This window comes from Alteromonas sp. 14N.309.X.WAT.G.H12 (genome assembly GCF_036697315.1).
GTDB lineage: Bacteria > Pseudomonadota > Gammaproteobacteria > Enterobacterales > Alteromonadaceae > Alteromonas.
Window position 1 is genome coordinate 17,968 of record NZ_JBAHZB010000022.1, and the last position, 20,994, is coordinate 38,961.

The following is a 20,994-nucleotide window of genomic DNA, read 5'->3' on the forward strand; positions in this document are numbered from 1 at the left end:
TTTTTATTTTCATAACCCCGTTAGGGATTAGACACTACTCATCATCCTCGACTAACGTCATCAGTGAGGTATTTCCCCCCGATGCGGTGGTATCGATGCTGATGGTTTTTTCCGTCACCATTCGCTGAATCAGGTTATCGTTATATTCTGCGGTGATCACCGGCAATATAGCCCCTTCCCGAGAAGATAGCATGGCGGTGATCTGCGCCGTACGCTCAGTATTCGAATCCACTACCACCCCAGCAAGGTGCTCGTGCATCAACAAATCATTCAAGTGACTGAGTCTGGCGACCTGAAACACCCCTTCTTTGGCACCGGTTTTATTGAAGTTTTTCTGGAACGCCAACGCTTCTTCGTAAAACAGATCGGAAACCACCGATACGACTACGTTTCCGGTGGCCAATGCCGTTACGATAGACAGCGTCCAATATTCAAACGTCACCCCTTTATCCGCAAAGCACACCATCACCCCTCGAGGTTCAAGATACAGTTTGTTGGACTCCCCGGTTGGCCCGGGCAACTGCTTGGGCTTTGCCAGTTTGCGTTCAATGCTGGTTAACTGTTGGCGCGCGGTAGCCAATGTTCTATTCAGATCATCGGCCAATTCATCCACAATATCCACTTTTGCCAGTTTGGCGAGCAACTGCCTTACCATGGAAATACGGTCGTTAAGTGGCGTATGACGCCATAGGCTTTCTACCGCTACGCCTTTGTTCATAAGACGATTTGCGGCTTCTGCATCTTGCTGCTCACCCACCAACGCCGCATCCGGGTTTTCCACATCTTCAACATAGGAAGGCTTAGGCGTTGCCCGCTCCTGCATCAAACGACGAAGGTAATTTGGCCCGCCGGCTTTCGGGCCCGTACCCGACAAACCGCGACCACCAAAGGGTTGAACACCAACAATGGCGCCAATCATGTCACGGTTAATATACACATTACCGGCGCGACTTCTGGCCGCAAGTTCATTGGCCCGCTCTTCAATGCGCGAATGTACACCCATGGTTAAGCCGAAACCGGTACTGTTGATCCGATCCACCACTTCACTGATTTCGCTTCCTTTAAAGCGCACAACATGCACCACAGGACCGAAGACTTCACGTTGTAACACATTGATTTCACTAATTTCATATAAGGTAGGCGGGAAGAAATAACCATCGTCATGGCCCGTCGGCACCTCACACTGATACAACAAGGTGCCATTGTCCTTCATGAAATCTTGGTGTTCTTTTAAGCTGTTTAAGGCTTTTTCATCGATTACGGGGCCCACATCGGTGCGAAGAGAAGCCGGATCGCCAATGGCCAACTCTTTCATAGCGCCAATGAGCATGGTGATTAAATCGTCGGCAATGTCTTCTTGCACATACAAAACACGCAACGCCGAACAACGTTGCCCCGCACTTTGAAAACCCGAATGGATCACATCATCCACCACTTGTTCCGGTAAGGCGGTGGAATCGACGATCATACAGTTTTGTCCGCCGGTTTCGGCGATAAGGGGGACTTGCTCGCCGCCCCGCTCAGCTAACAACTGGGAAATTAACGTACCGGTTTGGGTTGAGCCGGTAAACATAACCGCTTTGATTCGCTCATCCGGCAGCAAGGTGCTGCCCACATACTTACCCGGCGCAATGATGAGTTGTAACGCATCTTCGGGTAATCCCACGGTATGCATGATCTCAACAGCACGTTTGGCTATTAAGCTTGTTTGCTCTGCCGGTTTGGCTACCACCGTGTTTCCGGTGGCCAGTGCGGCGGCCACTTGTCCTAAGAAAATTGCCAAGGGAAAATTCCACGGACTGATACACAACACCACCCCCCGGGGAACGAAGCGCTGATCTTCATCGAGCTCGCGGGCACGGACCGCATAATAACGACAAAAATCCACCGCTTCGCGCACTTCATCGATGCTATCTTGGGTCACTTTACCGGCTTCACGAATACAGATCGCAATGAGTTCGCCCATGTGGCGCTCAAGGGCATGGGCGGTACGCTCTAAAATGCTGACCCGTTCTTCCACGGATCGTTTTGACCAGGATGCAAACCCCGTATGGGCGATATCCAACGCCTGACGCATCCCGTCTTGCTCGGCATAATGATGATAGCCAACGATATCCTGATGATGGGCAGGGTTCACCACCATTGTGGCATTGTCGGGTATTTGTTGTTTGTCTTTGGTGTAGTAATTTTTCCAGCGAGATAATTCGTGCTGTAACGCATTTGCGGCGTTCACGTCGGTGAGATCCAAGCCCCGTGAATTCTCCCGCTCTGGGGCATACAAATCCCGTGGCGTACGAATTTGCTTGTTATAGCGCACTTTAAGGCGTTGTGTTTTTTCCACCGGATCTTCTAGCAAGGCTTCTACCGGCTGCTCATCATCGACAATGGCATTAACAAACGAAGAATTGGCCCCGTTTTCCAGTAACCGTCTTACCAGATATGCCAGGAGATCTTCGTGTTCGCCAACGGGCGCATACACCCGGCATTGAATTTTCTCTTCGGTGACCACCTGATCATATAAGGTATCGCCCATGCCGTGCAGACATTGAAACTCAAAGCCCTCTTTATCGTCACCGGCCAACTCGATTATCACCGACGCCGAGTAGGCGTTATGGGTAGCAAATTGGGGGTAAATCGTGTCACGGTAATCCAATAACCGGTTGGCACAAGCATGATAGGACACATCGGTGGATGATTTTCGGGTGAACACCGGGAAGCCATCCACGCCCAATTGTTGGGTAAGCTTAATTTCCGTATCCCAATAAGCCCCTTTTACCAATCTCACCATCAGACTGCGACCCACTTCAAGGGTAAGGGTACGCAACCATTCAATCACATCCAATGCCCGTTTCTGGTAGGCCTGAACGGCTAACCCAAAACCGGTCCAACCATTGAGATCCGGATCCCGAAATACCCGCTCAATAATATCTAAAGAAATATCCAATCGGTCCGCTTCTTCAGCATCCACCGTCAGCCCGATATCATATTCTTTCGCCATCAAACAAAGGGCTTTGAGTTTGGGTGGAATTTCAGCCAGCACACGTTCATATTGCAAAAATTCATAACGGGGATGGATGGCTGATAACTTGACGGAAATACCCGGCGAGCGCTTTGGCCCACGGTTCGCTGCGGCTTTACCGATAACCTTTATCGCCTCGACGTAAGCCTCATAGTAACGCTCAGCATCCGCCATGGTGCGCGCACCTTCGCCAAGCATGTCATAGGAGTACACATAACCTTTGGTTTCTTTTTCCTTGGCCCGTTCCACCGCATCGCTAATGGTTTCACCCATAACAAACTGTCTGCCCATCACTCGCATGGCAATATTCATGGCACGACGGATAACCGGCTCTCCCATCCGTCCCAAGGTTTTCTTCAACAAGCCAAACTGTTCTTGTCGACGTTTGTCAGCATAGTTCACCATATTACCGGTGAGAAGCAATCCCCAGGCCGAGGCATTGACGAACAAGGAGTCGGAATTACCCAAATGGGGTGTCCATTGCCCTTTGGATAATTTATCCCGAATTAATTCGTCCTGCGTGGCTTTATCTGGCACACGCAACAAGGCTTCCGCCAAACACATCAATACTACGCCTTCGGCGGTAGACAGTGAATATTCATTGAGCAGCGCATCCACACCGCCATGACCTTCTTGCTCGCGGCGTATTTGCAAAACCATTTTGCGCGCCCTTTCCCACGCCCGACTGCGTGCCCGCGGGTTGACTTCCGCAATAGGTAAGATCTGATCAATAGCGGTGGATTCATCGATACGGTAGTGATCACGAATCCGCTGACGAATGGAAGATAGTGTATTGAGATCGTCGTGACTGAGCATTGAAATCCTTCTATCGTTAAAAGTTTATGGGCAATACCAACTGTCGATACAGATGGCGTGCTTTTTCGCCCCAGTAATGGTTTTTATAACGGTTAGGCGCAGTAAAGATCAGCGCACAACCTTATTTTCGCCGGATGCTACCGAAATTTAGTCGAGCAAGCGAGATAGCACACCGTTTTGCCTGCTGCATTATTCACTTGCCCTGTATCGTTTTGTGTACAATTAAACATGATGGATCTTTTTGTGTTCCCTTATCCCATAACAACACAAAGCGTGGTGGGTGGAAACCCTGTTATTAAACACAATAAAATGATTAAAATTGCCTGACAATGGCGCAAAAACCTTGCAGCCAGTAGACCCGCCGCAACGGAGTGGGCATAATAGGTTGATGATTAACGACAAGGTACCGATTGTGCGGCAGGATAAATGGATAACCATCATATTGATTGCACTACTGTGCATGCTGCAATACCGTCTGTGGTTTGGTAAAAATGCGATCCCCGACTACCTCAAATTAAAAGAGGAAGTAAAAGCACAATCGGCGCAAAATCAGAACCTTGCGCAACGAAATAGCCTGCTAAAAGCCGATATCAACGATCTCAAAATAGGTCTTGAGTCAATTGAAGAGCGGGCGCGACACGAATTGGGACTGATAAAACGGGGCGAAACCTTTTACCGTATTATTCCTGCGAACAACGATTAAAGTCATGACAGAACCTTCAGTAGTGGCCGTGGTACCGGCGGCGGGTGTTGGCAGTCGAATGCGGGCCGACAAACCCAAACAGTACCTTACTCTAGCGGGTAAAACGATTCTCGAACACACTTTAGAAAACTTACACAGCCACCCCGCCATTGACCACATTGTGGTGGCAATAAACAAAGACGATGGTTGGTTTCCCACATTGCCTGTGGCCAATGCCCCCTGGCTTACCGTGGTAGACGGCGGAAAAGAACGGGCCGATTCTGTGCTTGCCGGTTTATCCGTATTGAACCCTGGCGATTGGGCGTTGGTACATGATGCCGCGCGGCCGTGCTTGCATCATACCGATCTTGACCAGCTGCTCGCGGTACGCAGTCGTGATGACGTGACTGGCGGCATACTCGCAACGCCAGTAAGAGATACCATGAAACGGGCAAAGGGTAATCGTCCATGTATTGCCCATACCGAAAGTAGGGAACACCTTTGGCATGCATTAACGCCGCAATTATTCCCAGCGGTGTTACTAAAACAAGCCCTGATAAGTGGCTTAAACAATGGCTTAACCATTACTGATGAAGCATCGGCAATGGAAGCCCAAGGGTACACAGTGGCACTCATCGACAGCCACCCGGGTAATATCAAAATTACCCAGCCAATGGATCTCTCACTGGCTGAATTTTATCTTAGACAACTCACTTTCCCCACTTCCTGAGAGGCGCTGCATGCGAATAGGACATGGTTTTGATGTACATAAATTTGGTGGTGACGGACCTATCATTGTAGGTGGCGTACACATCCCTTACCCTCAAGGGCTGCTTGCCCACTCTGACGGCGATGTGCTTTTACACGCCCTATGTGACGCCCTTCTCGGCGCGGCTGCACTGGGTGATATCGGACAACATTTCCCGGATACCGACGCGGCCTTTTCCGGCGCTGACAGTCGCCAATTATTACGTCATGTTATGAAGTTAATTAATCAACAAGGTTATACATTAGGCAATGCCGACGTTACCATCGTCGCCCAAGCCCCAAAGATGGCGCCTCATATTCAAAAGATGCGCACCATCATTGCCGAAGATTGTGATTGTGATATCAGCGCGGTTAATGTAAAGGCCACCACCACGGAAAAGCTGGGCTATACCGGCAGAAAAGAAGGTATTGCTGCCCACGCTGTGGTGCTACTGCAACAGGCGAGCTCGTCATGCTAAGTACGGAACACTGGCGTTTTGCCACGACACCGCCTACCTCTACCGCCGTATTTAAACGGGATCCTGAAGACTTCGTAGTAACCGAGGATTTAGGCTACGCCCTTACCGAAGAAGGTGAACATCAGTTTATTTGGGTGGAAAAGACCCAGGCAAATACGGCGTGGGTAGCCGAACAATTGGCTAAGTTTACCGGCCTGCCGTTACGGAATGTTTCCTACGCCGGGAGAAAGGATAAATACGCCGTTACCCGTCAGTGGTTTGGGCTGCATGCACCGGGTAAAGCCGATTTCGATTTCACCTCTTTTGCGGTACCTGGGGTAAAGGTGTTGTCGGCACACCGTCACAATAAAAAATTAAGAACCGGCCAGCTTAAAGGTAATCGCTTTAGTATTACCTTGCGCAACTTAACCGAAAGCGATGGGTTTATCAAAGCGCTAAATTACGTCAACAAACACGGTGCACCCAATTATTTTGGCGAGCAACGTTTTGGACAGGTGCGCATAGACGAACAAGGCCAACGAATGGAAGGGGGCAACCTTCAACTTGGCGCGCGCATGATTGCCAACGAAGTCATTCGTAACCGAAACAAACGCAATATGGCGCTATCGGCTTTGCGCAGCTGGTTATTCAATGAAGTGTTAAGTCAACGCATCGAGCAGGGCTTGTTAGATAGCGTGATCCCCGGCGATGCCTTGATGCTGTCGGGCTCTCATAGCTTTTTTATTAATACCGATAACGATCCCGCTTTTAGTGACAGATACGCCGAGCGCGATCTGTCGCCCACAGCACCACTTTGGGGTGCCGGCGCACCGCCTACGGATCAGGAAGCCCTTGCACTTGAGCAAGCGGTGGCGAGCAATCACGGGCCACTGGCAGGCTTTCTTGAACAAACTGGGATGAAGCAGGAAAGACGGCCGATAAAAATCTGGCCACAACAACTTGAATGGCAACATAAGGGTGATACAGTGATCCTTTCATTCAGTTTACCGGCTGGCTGCTACGCCACCACCGTATTACGTGAGTGTGTGACGCTGATATCGCCAGCGGGTCCCGCCCAAACGCAACCGACTACTTAGCCAATAAGGAACCTGACATGCGAATTTTGTTGAGTAACGACGACAGCGTATTCGCCAAAGGCATTACCGTCCTGTACAAAACGCTGGCGCAAGCCCACGATGTGACCGTTATTGCCCCAGACAGAAATTGCAGTGGCGCCAGTAATGCCCTGTCTTTGCACAACCCATTACGGATCCAACAACTTGACAACGGATTCTACTCGGTAAACGGTACCCCCTCTGACTGCGTGCACCTAGGGGTCAATTGTTTTTTAGATGAAGATCCCGAACTGGTGGTTTCAGGCATCAATCATGGCGCCAATCTTGGTGATGATGTGATTTACTCCGGTACGGTGGCCGCCGCAACAGAAGGGCGCTACATGGGGTTGCCCGCCATAGCGGTGTCTCTAACCAGTCATGAAGGCAAGCATTTTGAGACCGCCGCCAAAGTGGTACTGGAGATTATTCGTAAACTTCAGGTTCACCCATTACCGTCTAATCAAATATTAAATATTAATGTTCCCGATGTTCCCTACGAACAATTAACGGGAATAAAAGTAACACGGCAAGGAAAACGACACCGGGCTGAAGGCATGGTAAAGGATACCGACGCTTTTGGCCGGGAAATATACTGGTACGGCCCATCGGGCGCAGAACAGGAAGCGGGACCAGGCACCGACTTTCACGCTATTGCTCATGGTTACTGCTCTGTGACACCACTTAGCGTGGATATGACCGCGCAGGAAAGCCTTGCCGGTATGGAAGACTGGTTAAATAAAAGTATTTCATAATTATTAGATAGGAACAGACTCACTGCGATGAAAACAACAAGAAAGGGCGAAAAGCTCGCCGAACTGCTTTTCAGTGAAGGGATTAGGGATCAAAAAGTATTGATGGCAATTGCCGCCACTCCCCGGGATTTGTTTCTCCCTGATGCACTTAAGCATAAAGCTTATCAAAACACAGCCCTTCCTATTGGTCAGGGACAGACGATATCACAACCATATATTGTGGCTAAAATGACCGAACTGCTACTAAAAGCAGACAATAAACCACAAAAAATCTTAGAGATTGGCACCGGCTCTGGCTATCAGACCGCCGTTTTAGCCAAGCTATTTGATCATGTGTACAGCGTAGAAAGGATCAAAACCTTGCAGTTTCAGGCTAAACGCCGCATGAATCAGCTAAATTTGCATAATATTTCCATGAAACATGGCGATGGTTGGAAAGGATGGCTAAGTAAAGGCCCATACGATGCCATATTAGTTACGGCCGCTGCCAGTCAGTTGCCCAAGGATCTTTGTGACCAGTTAAAAGAAGGCGGACGGCTGATTATCCCTGTGGGAAGTGCACAACAAAACCTATTATGCGTCGATCGAATCGATGGCGAATTACAAACCAACACCATTGAATCCGTGCGTTTCGTACCGCTGATTGCAGGAGACTTGCAGTGAAGCTATTTCAATCGTGTTATGACCTAGCGATACGCTGGGCCAAGCACCGCCATGCGGGTAAATACCTGGCAGGTCTAAGCTTTGCTGAATCCATGTTTTTTCCCATTCCTCCTGATGTGATGTTGGCCCCCATGTCCTTGTCTCAGCCCCATCGGGCGTGGCGATATGCCGCCCTTACCACCCTCGCCTCGGTATTAGGTGGAATTGGTGGCTATGCCTTAGGCTATTTTGCCTTCGATGCCTGGCTAGAGCCTCTCATTCTTTCAGCGGGGTATCAGGAAAAATTAGAAACAACCATTCAGTGGTTTGAAGCATACGGTATTTGGGTGGTGTTTTTAGCTGGGTTTTCTCCCATACCCTATAAAATATTCACCATTAGTGCCGGCATCCTGAGTATGGCATTTGCTCCGTTTCTCATTGCTTCAGCCATCGGTAGAGGCGCACGTTTTTTTCTTGTCGCCGGTCTTATGCGCTGGGGTGGCGCGGCCATGGAAACAAAATTAAGGGAATATATTGAGTATTTAGGCTGGGCTACGGTAGGCATTGCCGTGATTGCCTACTTGTTGTTGCATTAAAGGAGTGAGAATGGATAAAAAGTGGGCTAAGTTATCGTTTCTCTCTCTTCTTTGCGTCATATTTTTGACGGCCTGTTCCAACAGAACGACACCCGCGCCGGTCACTTTACTCGATAGTCAACCCCAAGAAGATGACCAGGGGTTTAAAAGTAACACTTATGTAGTACAAAAGGGCGATACCTTGTTTGCCATCGCTTGGTACACCGGAAATGACTATCGGGATCTCGCAAAATACAACAATCTTTCAGCACCTTATCCAATTTACCCCGGTCAAACTCTGCGCTTACAACCGAAAAAAATGACAGCGGTGACACAAACCAGTTCCCATAAAAAAGTTCAAGTCAAATCTGGTACGACCAGCAAAAATTACGACAAAAGGAGTGTTGACCCCCCTAAATCGCAAGCGTACAGTGAAAGTGAAATTCGTGTTAACAAGCAAGACGTTATTACTGTCAAACCTTTGACGGAAAAGCAAAAAGAAACGTTTCGACGGGACTTTCCCACAACAGTAGAAAAATGGGTTTGGCCGACGAATGGAAACGTTAGTAGTGCATTTGACCCGCAAGCACCGGGCAATAAGGGTATTAATATCCAGGCTAAAAAAGGCACCCCTATTGTCGCTGCCGCCATGGGAAAAGTGGTTTATGCCGGCAACGCATTACGAGGGTATGGCAATCTGGTTATTATAAAACATACCGATGCCATGCTAAGTGCCTATGCACACAATGACAAAATCGTCGTGAAAGAACAGCAATGGGTCGCCGCAGGGCAGCAAATTGCTACCATGGGTAACACGGGTACAGATTCGGTAAAACTTCATTTTGAAGTGAGGTATCGGGGAAAATCATTAGATCCTCTTCGCTACCTGCCAAAAGTAAAAAAATAAAATAAAAAATAATAAGAAAGTAAAGGAGAACATCGCAGGGTAACCAACAACGCAGGAGATGCTGTCGTGGGTCAACAAAAAACCGCTGTAATCGCACCAAAGGCTCAGGAAGAGTTTGAGCAAAATACGCCAGAAACTAAAACTGGCACTAAACTAAAATCTAACAGAGGCAACGCCGTTGATGACAATGCGTTTTCTCAGGAGGAACCACCCAAAAACCTAGATGCTACTCAGTTATATTTAGGTGAAATTGGTTTTTCACCGTTGCTTACCGCTGAGGAAGAGGTTTATTTTGCTCGCCGTGCCTTAAAGGGATGTGACGCTTCTCGTAAACGAATGATCGTTTCTAATCTTCGTCTGGTCGTAAAAATTGCTCGTCGCTACAACAACCGTGGGCTGGCATTGCTCGATTTAATTGAAGAAGGCAATCTTGGATTAATCCGTGCCGTAGAAAAATTTGATCCCGAACGGGGATTTCGTTTTTCAACTTATGCAACATGGTGGATTCGACAAACCATCGAACGGGCCATCATGAATCAAACCCGTACTATTCGCTTACCTATTCACGTAGTTAAAGAATTAAATGTCTATCTGCGTTGCGCACGGGAATTGTCACAAAAGTTCGATCATGAACCCACTGCCGATGAAATCGCCAAAGCATTAGACAAGCCGGTAGAAGAAGTCAGTCGAATGCTTCGACTTAATGAACGTATTACCTCGGTAGACATTCCTATCGGCGGTGAGAATGACAAAGCGTTGCTAGACATTCTCGCCGATAATAACGAATGTGGTCCTGAAGAGAACCTTCAGGATAACGATATGCGAGCGAACATTGTAAAATGGCTTGAAGATCTTAATCCGAAACAACGAGAAGTACTTGCCCGTCGCTTCGGTCTGCTCGGTTATGAACCATCTACACTGGAAGATGTCGGCACTGAAATCGGATTAACCCGAGAACGGGTTAGACAAATTCAGGTAGAAGCTTTACGCCGACTACGAGATACGTTGGGTCATCAGGGCTTAACGTTAGAAAGCATGTTCGACCAAATGGGTGAATAACCTTTCTCTCTGTTTAGCGAAAACCTATAAGACAAAATAAGATCAGGCTCTGCCTGATCTTATTATTCACTTCGCTGTAATTTCACAAATTCGTAATCATAAGGGTTTTTGTCGTCCGCGCCATGGGATTCACGGGACAAAACTTGCCACGAACTTTCCTTCGCATAATCAGGAAATACCGTATCACCTTCGGTTTGCAGTTTAATGTGGGTAAGGTATAAGACCTCAGCCAACGGTAGGAAGGTGTTGTAAATACTGCCACCGCCAATAATCATAACTTCCTCATCTTCGTCCACCAGCATTACGGCGTGACTAAGGGCTTCTTGAGGCGTACTAACCACAGTCACACTTGCCGGAAACTCGGTGGACGGCTGTGAAGTAATAACAATGTTAGGTCGACCAGGCAGGGGCTTACCAATAGATGTATAGGTCTTTCTCCCCATGATCACAGGTTTACCCAAGGTGACCGATTTAAAATGCTTAAGATCGGCGGGTAAATGCCATGGCATGTCATTATCTGCGCCAATTACCCTGTTTTCGGCCATGGCCGCGATCATTGCTATTTTCATCTTCGCTTACTACCGTTGCAATATTTATATAAATGTGGACCCAGAGTGTAATAGAACTTGCCCAGGAAGCCTAGCGATGGCTTGCCATGCTTTTTTACACGCTGATTAGCACTGGCTTAAATCCAAATCACACCCCTTTGGTTCACACGGAGTTAATGGCGTAATATTGGTCACATCCAAAAAGATCTTTTTAGTGGACGGCGATTGCTGAAATGGTAGCGGTGACGCTCGTTCTATGGCCCTGCCCTGTTTAATTTCAATAACACGATCGGCGCTGGCAATCGTTTGTGGTCGGTGCGCAATGATAATACGGGTTATCTTCAGCGCTTTTATGCTTTGATTCACCGCCGACTCCAGCAGGGTATCAAGATGACTGGTTGCCTCATCCATAAACAGAATTTTCGGTTTTTTATACAGTGCCCTTGCCAACAAAAGACGCTGAATTTGTCCGCCAGAAAACGCTGCCCCCATATCGCCAACCAAGGTATTGTAACTCATGGTCATGGCCAAAATATCTTGATGAATGGCGGCAATTGACGCCGCCCATTCCACCCTTTTCATATCACAGGACGGATCGAAAAAACTGATGTTTTCAGCAATAGAGCCGGACAACAAGTGATCATCCTGCATAACCGCCCCAATCTGATTTCGATATTCCCCTAGCCCTACTTGACAAATATCCACACCATCAACAACAACATTCCCGCTTTGTGGCGCAAAGAGTCCCAACATGATTTTCACTAAGGTGGTTTTACCACAACCTGATGGCCCCACAATGGCAACGGACTCACCAGAATGTATGGTGAGGTTTATCGATGATAATACCTCAGGTCCTTTCTCACTGTAGCGATAACTTACGTTACGTAAAGACAGTTCACCGGACAAGGAATCTAAAGGCCGTACGCCCTGCAAGTGGCTTTCTTTTTCTGTCAGCGCAATATCTGCCAGGCGGTTAAAATGCAAACTGATCATTCTAAATTCAATCCACTTTTCAATTAAGCCCGCCATTTTCTCTGAGAATTGCCCCTTGTACGACATAAACGCAATCACCATGCCCACGGTCAGTTCACCATCGATGATCAACAATGCACAGAAGTACACCACCAACACATTTTCTATGCCGAAAATAAGCTTGTTAAAGGTGTCATAAGTAATGGTTAAACGCCCGACACGTATACCGGCATTTAAACTATCGGCGTAACGATTGTGCCAAAGACCTTGACGCTGAACCTCTCGGCCAAATAGCTTAATGGCTTGGATCCCTCTGACAGTCTCCATAAAATTAGATTGCTCTTTAGCCTGGTTGATAATCAGTTCTTCAGACATGCGTCGTAAAGGGCGATACATCACAAGCCGAAATAGGCCATAAACACCTATAGCAATTAATACAAAGAGACTCAATAGTGGGCTATAGATAAAAATCATTACCAGTGTGATAAGCGCCATCAAGCCATCTACCACAGCCTCGATAAGCCCTTGGGTCAGCAATTCCTTGATTTGTTGCAGGGAGCCGAACCTGGAAACCACATCCCCTATATGCCGTTTTTCAAAATATGCGAGGGGTAAGCGGACTAAATGATGAAACAAATTGGCCCCAAGCTGAATACTCATCAGGTTACCAAAATGCAATAACAATACGCTACGCACGGCATTTGTTATGGCGTCAATAAGCATGAGCGCACCGAAACCAAAGGCCAGCACAACCAAAAGGTGTTTGTCGTAACTGATGATCACCTCATCAATGACAAGCTGCATATAGTAGGGAGACGCTATGGCAAATAATTGCAACAACAGTGACAAAATAAACAGGTTGATAAGTGTCGATTTCAGCCCGCTGATGGTGTGCCAAAAGTCGCTTAAGACCATGGACGTGCGGGTATCTTCAGCCTTAAATTCCTTGGTTGGCGTTAACTCTAAGGCCACACCAGTAAAATGCTTGGAAAATGCAGCAAGGGTGTATTTACGCTCTCCTAAACTGGGATCGTGAACGTCCACATTACCTTTTTTAACACTTTTAAGTACCACAAAATGGTTCAAATCCCAATGCACAATACAAGGGAGTTTCAGTTGATTGAGGTGCTCTAACTCTAACCGTAACGCCCGAGTGCTAAGCTGCATGCAATCCGCAATTTCCATCAGTTGCTCCAGGTTGGCACCTTTTAGCGAGATCCCATAGCGCTGTCGGAGGTAAGTTAAGTCTGTTTTATATCCGTAATAGCCCGCCACCATAGCCAAGCAGGCCAAACCACATTCAGCCCCTTCGGTTTGCATGATGAGCGGTAACCCTTTCGCGCCGTTAAAGGCGAGCAAATGACGGGGATTTTCCATCTCACACGGCTCCTTTGATACTGTAAAAAGGTTCAAACAGCCATTGGAACAGAGTACGGTTATCAACCATAATATCGGCTTCTAACAACATACCTGACTGAAGGGGAACGGAGACACCATAAGCCATGGCATGTTGTTGGGTCAGTGTCACCACCACTAAATACACGGGTTCATCAAAGGTGACGGGCATCGTGCTTTCACTTGGCAACAGCACCGATTTGGATATTGCAGTGATGGTACCGTTATAAATACCAAAACGCTGATAGGGAAATGCTTGATAGCGAATGCGGGTATGCTGACCTTTTTCGATAAACCCGTAGGCTCGGGTAGGAACAAATAACACCGCTTCTAAGGGCGCATCCACAGGCAATATTGTCATCAAGGGTTGATTCGCCTGGGTCATCATGCCAGTTTTAACCAAGAGATTGGTTACCGCGCCGTTGCGATTACTCACCACCTCGAAACTGCGCTTGGCGTCAGCCTGTGAGATTTGTTGTTTGATGCCGGCTAATTGAGAGCGAAGATCGGAAACAGATTGTTGGTATTCTATGGGTAACTGACGATGCTGGTAATCCAATTGACTCAGCGCATCCCTCACCGTCAATATTTGAGTATGGATGTCCTGCAATTGTTGACGCAGGGTTAATACTGAATCTTGCTGGCTATCAAGGTCGTGTTTGCTTGCAAACCCCCGCTGAATAAGTTGCTGGATATCGTCCCGTTTTTTCTCACTGAGGACTAAACGCTCCTGCAACAGCCGTTGCTGTTCTTCTGCCTGTTTAAGTTGGGCGCTGGTATTGAGGATCTGCGCCGCTAAGTTACTTTTATTCACTTCATATAGCGCTTGTTGATTATGCAAATTGGCTTCAATCAGGCGCTTTTGAACGAGTAATTCGTCAACAATCGCTTCATTGAGCCCACTACCCGATCGCAATTGTCTATCTAAACGGATGCGCGCCAACGGCTCGCCTTTTTTCACCGTTTCCCCTTGTTGTACATATACCTCATCGACGATCCCCGTGGCCGCTGCGTACACCTTGCTTAATCCACTAGCGGGACGTAAATACCCGGCAACGACTTCTTTGCGGTGATATTCTCCCCAAAAAAGATAGAGCAAACCGGTAACGACGATAACCACGATTATGACAAGTATGACGTTAAAGGACATCGGGGTAGCGATGATGACGTCGCCGTCTAATTTGTGACGCTGATGCGCGAGGACTTCCTTTCGAAAAAATGAAGACATGTTGCCACCTGATCGCTTACGCCGCAGCCACACCAATACACAAGGTAGAAAGAAACTTCCACTCACCGTCTTCGCGCTTTGTCAATACATGAAGATTACCCGAACGATTACGATGGCAATTGCCCCCATTACAGCCTTCAAACAAGATTTTGTCTCGGATCACGATGAGATCATCTTGCTTTGCCACCAGTTCAAGCAACTCGATATCGACATGCATTTGTAGTTGCTGACGAAGCATTTCGTACTGGCTTTTTATACCGGTTAAAAACGGGGAATCGGCGTGAAACAGTGTATCGAGCTGGGCCAAATCACCGTGGCAAATAATGTGATAATAATGATTGAAGTATTCCCTTATTGTCATGGCATGATTCCTTAATCTTATTTATCAATATCATGAGCTACAGCACTATATTGACAGCGATATCGACAGCCGACTACTGAACAAACGGACCAGTTTTAGGTAAGTAAAATAAGGGGTTGGATAAGCGGGAGGTGATAAAAAGGGGAAAGGATGGATGTTGAAGGCTCACCTGCCGTTTGGTAAAACGACAGGTGAAACAAAAAAGGGCTGTTTACTCTTTGGTATAAACCACGTTTGGATGATCATCCCATTCGTCGTCATCATCGTCGTCATCGTCATCTTCGTAAATAACGTCGGCTTCCAATGCTTCTTTATGGTACGTATCCCACTTGAATTCGACTTCTTCCCCTTCATCGTCATCTACCTCTTCTACCGCAGGCAGGGTTTCAATAAAGTTCATGATGTCATGACATAGTGGATTGGTATTCAACCGCTGGAATGCGGAGATCTGATAAACGGGGCCTTCCCAGTTTAACTTTTCAGTGATTTCCTTACACAGGGCATCCACTTCATCTTCAAGTAGTAAATCTACCTTGTTGAACACCAACCAACGGGGTTTGGCCGCCAGTTTCGGGCTATATTTTTCTAGCTCGGAAATAATTTTTTGCGCGTTTTCAGCAGGATCACTTTGATCCGCAGGCAGAAGATCCACAAGATGAAGCAATATGCGACAACGTTCCAGATGCTTTAAGAATCGGATCCCCAAGCCTGCGCCTTCTGCCGCTCCTTCGATAAGACCCGGAATATCCGCAATAACAAAGCTGCGCTGGGCATCTTGTCTCACGACCCCTAGGTTAGGTACCAACGTAGTGAAAGGATAATCCGCCACTTTTGGCTTAGCCGCAGAAACAGAACGAATGAAGGTGGATTTACCGGCATTGGGCATACCCAATAAGCCGACATCAGCCAACAGCATCAATTCGAGTTTAAGGTTGCGGATTTCTCCCGGCGTACCATTGGTTTTTTGCCGTGGAGCGCGGTTTGTACTACTTTTAAATCGAGCATTCCCCAAGCCGTGAAAGCCACCTTGTGCCACTTTCATCCGTTGACCGTGTTTAGTGAGATCGCCGAGAACCTCACCTGTTTCCACATCGGTAGCTCGGGTACCCACAGGGACATGCAAAGTGAGATCTTCGCCTCCACGCCCCGTACAGTTGCTTCCTTGGCCATTTTTACCACGTTCAGCACGATGGAAGCGCTCAAAGCGATAATCAATGAGGGTGTTGAGGTTTTCATCGGCCTGCAAGTAAACAGAACCACCATCACCACCATCACCGCCGTCAGGGCCACCTTTCGGGATGTATTTTTCTCGTCTAAAGCCAACTACGCCGTTCCCACCGTCGCCGGCTTCAACACGAATTTCAGCTTCATCAACAAATTTCATTTATCACTCCGAGTCGTTTTCGACTGCTCTATCTGAACGCTAAGTTTACACCATAGTGGCAATCACTACAGTGTCAAATCCATTTGGGTTCTTGCTTCATCTTTGCCGGCGACGCCGCCAGCAACACTATTAAGAAACAAAAAACCCCGCCTAAGCGGGGTTTATTAAGCCTGTTCGGCGCTAAGCCTGTTTGCGATTATTCGCCAACGATGCTTACGAATTTACGGTTGTTCTTGCCCTTAACATCGAACTGAACTTTACCGTCTTTCAAAGCAAATAACGTGTGATCTTTACCGATACCGACGTTGTCGCCAGCGTGGAAACGCGTACCACGTTGTCTTACGATGATGTTACCAGCAAGAACAGATTCACCGCCAAAGCGTTTAACACCAAGACGTTTACTTTCTGAATCACGACCGTTTTTGGTACTACCACCAGCTTTTTTGTGTGCCATGTGTTCGTGCTCCTATTATGCGTTAATACCAGTGATTTTCACTTCTGTGAACCACTGACGGTGACCCGCTTGTTTGCGAGAATGCTTACGACGACGGAACTTAACGATAGTTACTTTATCGCCTCGACCGTGTTGTACAACTTCAGCAGTAATCTTGCTACCTGCCACTAAAGGTGTGCCGATCTTAACATCGTCACCGTTGCTAACCATTAATACGTTATCGAATTCAACAGTCTCGCCTGGCGCGACTTCGATCTTCTCTAGACGAACGGTCTGGCCTTCAGCCACACGGTGCTGTTTACCGCCACTTTGGAAAACCGCGTACATATTCTACTCCGCTCTGCGTCACTTGACGCTTCAATTCAAAAAACAGGGCGCGAATTGTACGTGAAACATCCTTAAATCACAACCCCGAAAATCACAAAATTTGATTATTTTTCGCGCTTCGCAGGAAACACGGGCTTAACATACCATTCCTTCCGGTTTTATCGCCCAAAAACCACCGAAATTATTTTTCTAGTGCACTAATAAACAAGCCGTTTTTTAAACTCATTCGGTTTAATACTAAACAATTGTGTTGCTCAACCAAAAGGCCTTTTTTCAGCCGACTCATTCCGATGTTATCCGCATTTAAAGGATTAATTACCCCCATATACCGTATTTTTGACGAATATTTCCCTTGAAGCTCGAGTTTTTCAGTTATCTGGGTGGATACCTATAGAGTTTCAGGTACAATCACCGCTCCAGATTAATCATAATGAATCAACACGCACGTAATGTTAATGGATATAGATAAGATTCGCGAGCTTGCTGCTGCGGATATGAAAGCCGTGAATGCCCTCATTCAACGACAGGTAGATTCTGAAGTTTCGCTTATTAATCAACTGGGCTTTTATATCGTCAATAGCGGCGGAAAACGACTACGCCCGCTGCTTGCAGTACTTTCTGCGCGCGCCATGGGTATTGAAAACGAGCAACATCATACACTTGCTGCCATTATTGAATTTATTCATACTTCCACACTTCTTCATGATGATGTGGTGGATGAATCAACCCTACGGCGTGGACAAGAAACCGCCAATGCAATTTTTGGGAATCAAGCCAGTGTGTTAGTCGGTGACTTTTTGTATTCACGATCATTTCAAATGATGGTGAGTTTAAACAGTATGCGGGTGATGGAAATCCTGTCAGACGCGACCAACCGTATTGCTGAAGGAGAAGTACTGCAATTGATGAATTGCAACGATCCTGATACCACCGAGCAACGCTACTTTGATGTGATTTACGGCAAAACTGCTCGCCTGTTTGAAGCCGCAACCCAGCTTTCAGCGGTATTAACAAATCAATCTGACGCGGTTGAATTGGCCATGCAAAATTACGGTAAGCATTTAGGCACGGCCTTTCAGTTAGCCGATGACATTCTCGACTATGCGTCAGAAGCCAAAGATATGGGTAAAAATACCGGTGATGATTTGGCGGAAGGTAAGCCGACTCTGCCCTTGCTGTATGCCATGTGGCATGCTGAAGATGCCGATGATAAAGCACTAATTCGAGAAGCCATAGAGAAAGCCAATGGGCTGCCTCATTTAGCCCGAATTCAGCAGATCATGCATCAAACCGGCGCATTGGCGTATACCCGTCGTTGTGCGGAAGACGAAAAAGCGAAGGCAATTGCTGCCCTTACCGCCATTGAAGACTCGCCATACAAAGATGCGCTAGAAGGTCTGGCCCATCTTGCCGTAGCTCGTACCAGTTAAGCCCCCTATAGCGCTAATTAACACTCCACGGACGGGGTGGCCCTGTTTAGGTGGGAGCTGATTCCAACATAAATCCCACTAACCCGATAAGAAAACCCAAAATCGCCCCCATTGGCGGCATCCATCTGTTTTTCATGTGGATTTGCGGTGCCATATCCTGAAACACCGAATACAAAATGCCTCCGGCAGCAAACAGCATAATGCCACCGATGATCATCGGATAGGCCGCCAACCAGTAGTACCCGACGGCCGCCATTATTGGGCCCAACAGTGACATGGTGGCAAACTTCATGATCAGGCGTTTTGGCTTCACGTTAGACGCATCCGCCATTTCTCGGTATGCATTAAACCCTTCGGGCAAATTTTGGATTGCAATAAGTACCCCTAGCAGTAAGGTACCGCCGCCCATTGCCGCAGTGGTACCTAACGCTAAAGACTCAGGAATAAAATCACTAAGCATGGCCGCTAACTGACTGGCTGGTGTTTTATGCTTTGCTAGGTAGATATCCAAGGCCATAAACGCCAAGGCTCCGCCGACAAAACACAGGGAAGCCGAGACCGTTGTATGGTGTCTGATGCCATCGGGGATCAGCACCAATGCCACTGCAGAAATAAGTGCCCCCGCCCCCAAGGCCATCACACTATGGCGAATTTCCTGCTCTAGCCATTGAGGCTGAATTCTGTCATTAAAGGCTAAAATGGCACCGCTGGGCATTGCTAAACCGGCTAGCAGTGCAACGCCCACAACCACAAAGACGTGCTGATCAGGCATCCCCCACTCCTTAGTCTAACCCCAGTTCCCGGGTCATATTTTCATTGCGGTCGCGATGAACGATTATATTATCTTCAATGCGAATTCCTCCGAACGGACGATACTGGGCAATGGTATCCCAATTAACATATTTTGATGCCGGACTGGATTTAAGTTCGTGCAATAAGCTATCGATAAAATACAACCCTGGCTCTATGGTGAATACCTGTCGCGCTTCCACTAGTCTGGTACAACGCAGGAACGGATGCTCCTCTGGTGGTGGTTTAGGCGTGCCGCGATCATCATTAATCAGCCCGCCCACATCGTGTACCTGTAAGCCAAGAAAATGACCGATGCCATGAGGAAAGAAGGTACGGGAAATACCCTGTTCAACGATATCCTGAGGTTGCAGATTAATGATGCCGGCATCATGTAGAATTTGGGCAATACCATCGTGGGCCAATACATGAAGATCGGAGTAAGACACATTCGGTTTAAGGGCATCTCCCAGCGTTGTTGTTACCTTATCGACCCGTGCAATAAGCTCTGCAAAACGCGCATCTTGATGGCTGTAAGTACGGGTAATATCGGCGGCATAACCGTTGAAAGAAGCCCCTGCATCTATGAGAAACGAACGGTGCGCACTCGGCGGGGTAAGATCGTAATGCATATAATGCAAAATAGAGGCATGCTCGTTCAACGCGATAATACTGGTGTAGGGTAAGTCGTTATCACCCTGTAGTGCCGCACTATTGTATGCCTGCTTTATCTCAAATTCACTGGCCTGAGCGTTAAAAGCGGCCTGAGCGGCCTTATGCCCCTTAACCGCTAGTATGTTGGCCTGTCGCATACATTGAAGCTCATAATCGGTTTTGTAAGCGCGCTGGTAATGAAGGTAGTGGAGTGCTCTATCTGGGTTCACATTATCAAACCCTAATGCTCTGGCCACCTCGATATATTCGCCAATATACGCGAACCCTTTTTTGTCATAGGGAAGGTATTTTTCTACCGCATCAGCTTGTGCTAACAACACAATCTCAAAGTGTTCAACCCAAAAATCCTTGGGCTCTGGGGGAACTTTGTGCCAAAAATCTTTAGGGCGATAAAAAATGAGTTTGGGTTTATCGGTGCCGTTAACCACTAACCAGCAGTTGGGGTTATCAATAACCGGTAACCAGGCTTTAAAATGAGGATTAACCTTAAAGGGGTAGTCATTATCGTCTAAAAATAGACGCTTACTTTGACCTGCATGGATTACAAAACCATCAAGTCCTTCTCGTTGCAGCGCTTCTTTTGTACGCGTCTGCATCGTTTCAATATGGGATGCATAGTTGTCTGTTATTATTGTCATAAAGCCTCTTATACTGTCGTT

20 protein-coding genes are annotated in these 20,994 nt (G+C 47.4%); 10 read left to right on the plus strand and 10 right to left on the minus strand.

From position 1 onward, the window contains the following. Positions 1 to 34: 34 nt before the first annotated feature. A complete protein-coding gene (putA, locus tag V5298_RS08670; protein ID WP_332931062.1) occupies positions 35 to 3,835 on the minus strand; it encodes a bifunctional proline dehydrogenase/L-glutamate gamma-semialdehyde dehydrogenase PutA in 3,801 nt (1,266 codons plus the stop codon). 412 nt (positions 3,836 to 4,247) lie between these two features. Between putA and ftsB the strand changes: the two genes are divergently transcribed. From ftsB to rpoS, 9 genes are all read left to right on the plus strand, one after another. After that, positions 4,248 to 4,538 carry a cell division protein FtsB gene (gene ftsB, locus V5298_RS08675; RefSeq protein ID WP_332931063.1) on the plus strand — a complete coding sequence of 97 codons (291 nt, stop codon included), beginning with the start codon at positions 4,248 to 4,250 and terminating at the stop codon, positions 4,536 to 4,538. 4 nt (positions 4,539 to 4,542) lie between these two features. Continuing rightward, positions 4,543 to 5,247 (plus strand): 2-C-methyl-D-erythritol 4-phosphate cytidylyltransferase, encoded by a 705-nt coding sequence (gene ispD, locus V5298_RS08680; protein ID WP_332931064.1) that lies wholly within the window; start codon positions 4,543 to 4,545, stop codon positions 5,245 to 5,247. A 10-nt stretch (positions 5,248 to 5,257) separates the two neighbouring features. Beyond that, the gene (ispF, locus tag V5298_RS08685) at positions 5,258 to 5,743 is read left to right on the plus strand and encodes a 2-C-methyl-D-erythritol 2,4-cyclodiphosphate synthase (protein WP_332931065.1); all 486 of its coding nucleotides are present in this window, start codon (positions 5,258 to 5,260) and stop codon (positions 5,741 to 5,743) included. Next, complete coding sequence (gene truD, locus V5298_RS08690; RefSeq protein ID WP_332931066.1) at positions 5,737 to 6,819, plus strand: tRNA pseudouridine(13) synthase TruD; 1,083 nt, start codon at positions 5,737 to 5,739, stop codon at positions 6,817 to 6,819. The genes ispF and truD overlap by 7 nt, the downstream gene beginning before the upstream one ends. A 17-nt stretch (positions 6,820 to 6,836) precedes the next feature. Further along, the gene (surE, locus tag V5298_RS08695; protein ID WP_332931067.1) at positions 6,837 to 7,589 is read left to right on the plus strand and encodes a 5'/3'-nucleotidase SurE; all 753 of its coding nucleotides are present in this window, start codon (positions 6,837 to 6,839) and stop codon (positions 7,587 to 7,589) included. Positions 7,590 to 7,616: 27 nt separating this feature from the next. Further along, the gene (locus tag V5298_RS08700; protein ID WP_332931068.1) at positions 7,617 to 8,252 is read left to right on the plus strand and encodes a protein-L-isoaspartate(D-aspartate) O-methyltransferase; all 636 of its coding nucleotides are present in this window, start codon (positions 7,617 to 7,619) and stop codon (positions 8,250 to 8,252) included. Next, entirely contained in the window at positions 8,249 to 8,827 is a 579-nt protein-coding gene (locus tag V5298_RS08705) for a YqaA family protein (RefSeq protein WP_332931069.1), read from the plus strand. The genes V5298_RS08700 and V5298_RS08705 overlap by 4 nt, the downstream gene beginning before the upstream one ends. A 10-nt stretch (positions 8,828 to 8,837) precedes the next feature. After that, a complete protein-coding gene (locus V5298_RS08710) occupies positions 8,838 to 9,713 on the plus strand; it encodes a peptidoglycan DD-metalloendopeptidase family protein (RefSeq protein WP_332931071.1) in 876 nt (291 codons plus the stop codon). Positions 9,714 to 9,779: 66 nt separating this feature from the next. After that, the gene (gene rpoS / locus V5298_RS08715; protein ID WP_332931072.1) at positions 9,780 to 10,772 is read left to right on the plus strand and encodes an RNA polymerase sigma factor RpoS; all 993 of its coding nucleotides are present in this window, start codon (positions 9,780 to 9,782) and stop codon (positions 10,770 to 10,772) included. Between the two features lie 62 nt (positions 10,773 to 10,834). Here rpoS and folA read toward each other — a convergent pair whose 3' ends face one another. From folA to rplU, 7 genes are all read right to left on the minus strand, one after another. Further along, on the minus strand, positions 10,835 to 11,341 hold the full coding sequence (gene folA / locus V5298_RS08720; RefSeq protein ID WP_332931073.1) for a type 3 dihydrofolate reductase: 507 nt from the start codon (positions 11,339 to 11,341) through the stop codon (positions 10,835 to 10,837). A gap of 105 nt (positions 11,342 to 11,446) precedes the next feature. Next, entirely contained in the window at positions 11,447 to 13,669 is a 2,223-nt protein-coding gene (locus V5298_RS08725) for a peptidase domain-containing ABC transporter (RefSeq protein ID WP_332931074.1), read from the minus strand. Position 13,670: 1 nt separating this feature from the next. Continuing rightward, positions 13,671 to 14,915: an HlyD family secretion protein gene (locus V5298_RS08730; RefSeq protein WP_332931075.1), complete on the minus strand. Its 1,245-nt coding sequence runs from the start codon at positions 14,913 to 14,915 to the stop codon at positions 13,671 to 13,673. Positions 14,916 to 14,931: 16 nt separating this feature from the next. Further along, on the minus strand, positions 14,932 to 15,276 hold the full coding sequence (locus V5298_RS08735; protein WP_332931076.1) for a hypothetical protein: 345 nt from the start codon (positions 15,274 to 15,276) through the stop codon (positions 14,932 to 14,934). 211 nt (positions 15,277 to 15,487) lie between these two features. After that, positions 15,488 to 16,660: an Obg family GTPase CgtA gene (cgtA, locus tag V5298_RS08740; protein ID WP_332931077.1), complete on the minus strand. Its 1,173-nt coding sequence runs from the start codon at positions 16,658 to 16,660 to the stop codon at positions 15,488 to 15,490. A 196-nt stretch (positions 16,661 to 16,856) separates the two neighbouring features. Continuing rightward, positions 16,857 to 17,114, minus strand: coding sequence for a 50S ribosomal protein L27 (rpmA, locus tag V5298_RS08745; protein ID WP_332931078.1), 258 nt, complete (start codon positions 17,112 to 17,114; stop codon positions 16,857 to 16,859). Between the two features lie 15 nt (positions 17,115 to 17,129). Then, complete coding sequence (gene rplU, locus V5298_RS08750) at positions 17,130 to 17,441, minus strand: 50S ribosomal protein L21 (protein ID WP_216028500.1); 312 nt, start codon at positions 17,439 to 17,441, stop codon at positions 17,130 to 17,132. Between the two features lie 455 nt (positions 17,442 to 17,896). On the opposite strand from rplU, the gene ispB reads away from it, so the two are divergent. Then, positions 17,897 to 18,871 (plus strand): octaprenyl diphosphate synthase, encoded by a 975-nt coding sequence (ispB, locus tag V5298_RS08755; protein WP_332931079.1) that lies wholly within the window; start codon positions 17,897 to 17,899, stop codon positions 18,869 to 18,871. Between the two features lie 46 nt (positions 18,872 to 18,917). Here ispB and V5298_RS08760 read toward each other — a convergent pair whose 3' ends face one another. Further along, positions 18,918 to 19,643, minus strand: coding sequence for a divalent cation transporter (locus V5298_RS08760; RefSeq protein ID WP_332931080.1), 726 nt, complete (start codon positions 19,641 to 19,643; stop codon positions 18,918 to 18,920). 10 nt (positions 19,644 to 19,653) lie between these two features. Further along, positions 19,654 to 20,973 (minus strand): Xaa-Pro dipeptidase, encoded by a 1,320-nt coding sequence (gene pepQ, locus V5298_RS08765; protein WP_332931081.1) that lies wholly within the window; start codon positions 20,971 to 20,973, stop codon positions 19,654 to 19,656. Between the last annotated feature and the right edge of the window lie 21 nt (positions 20,974 to 20,994).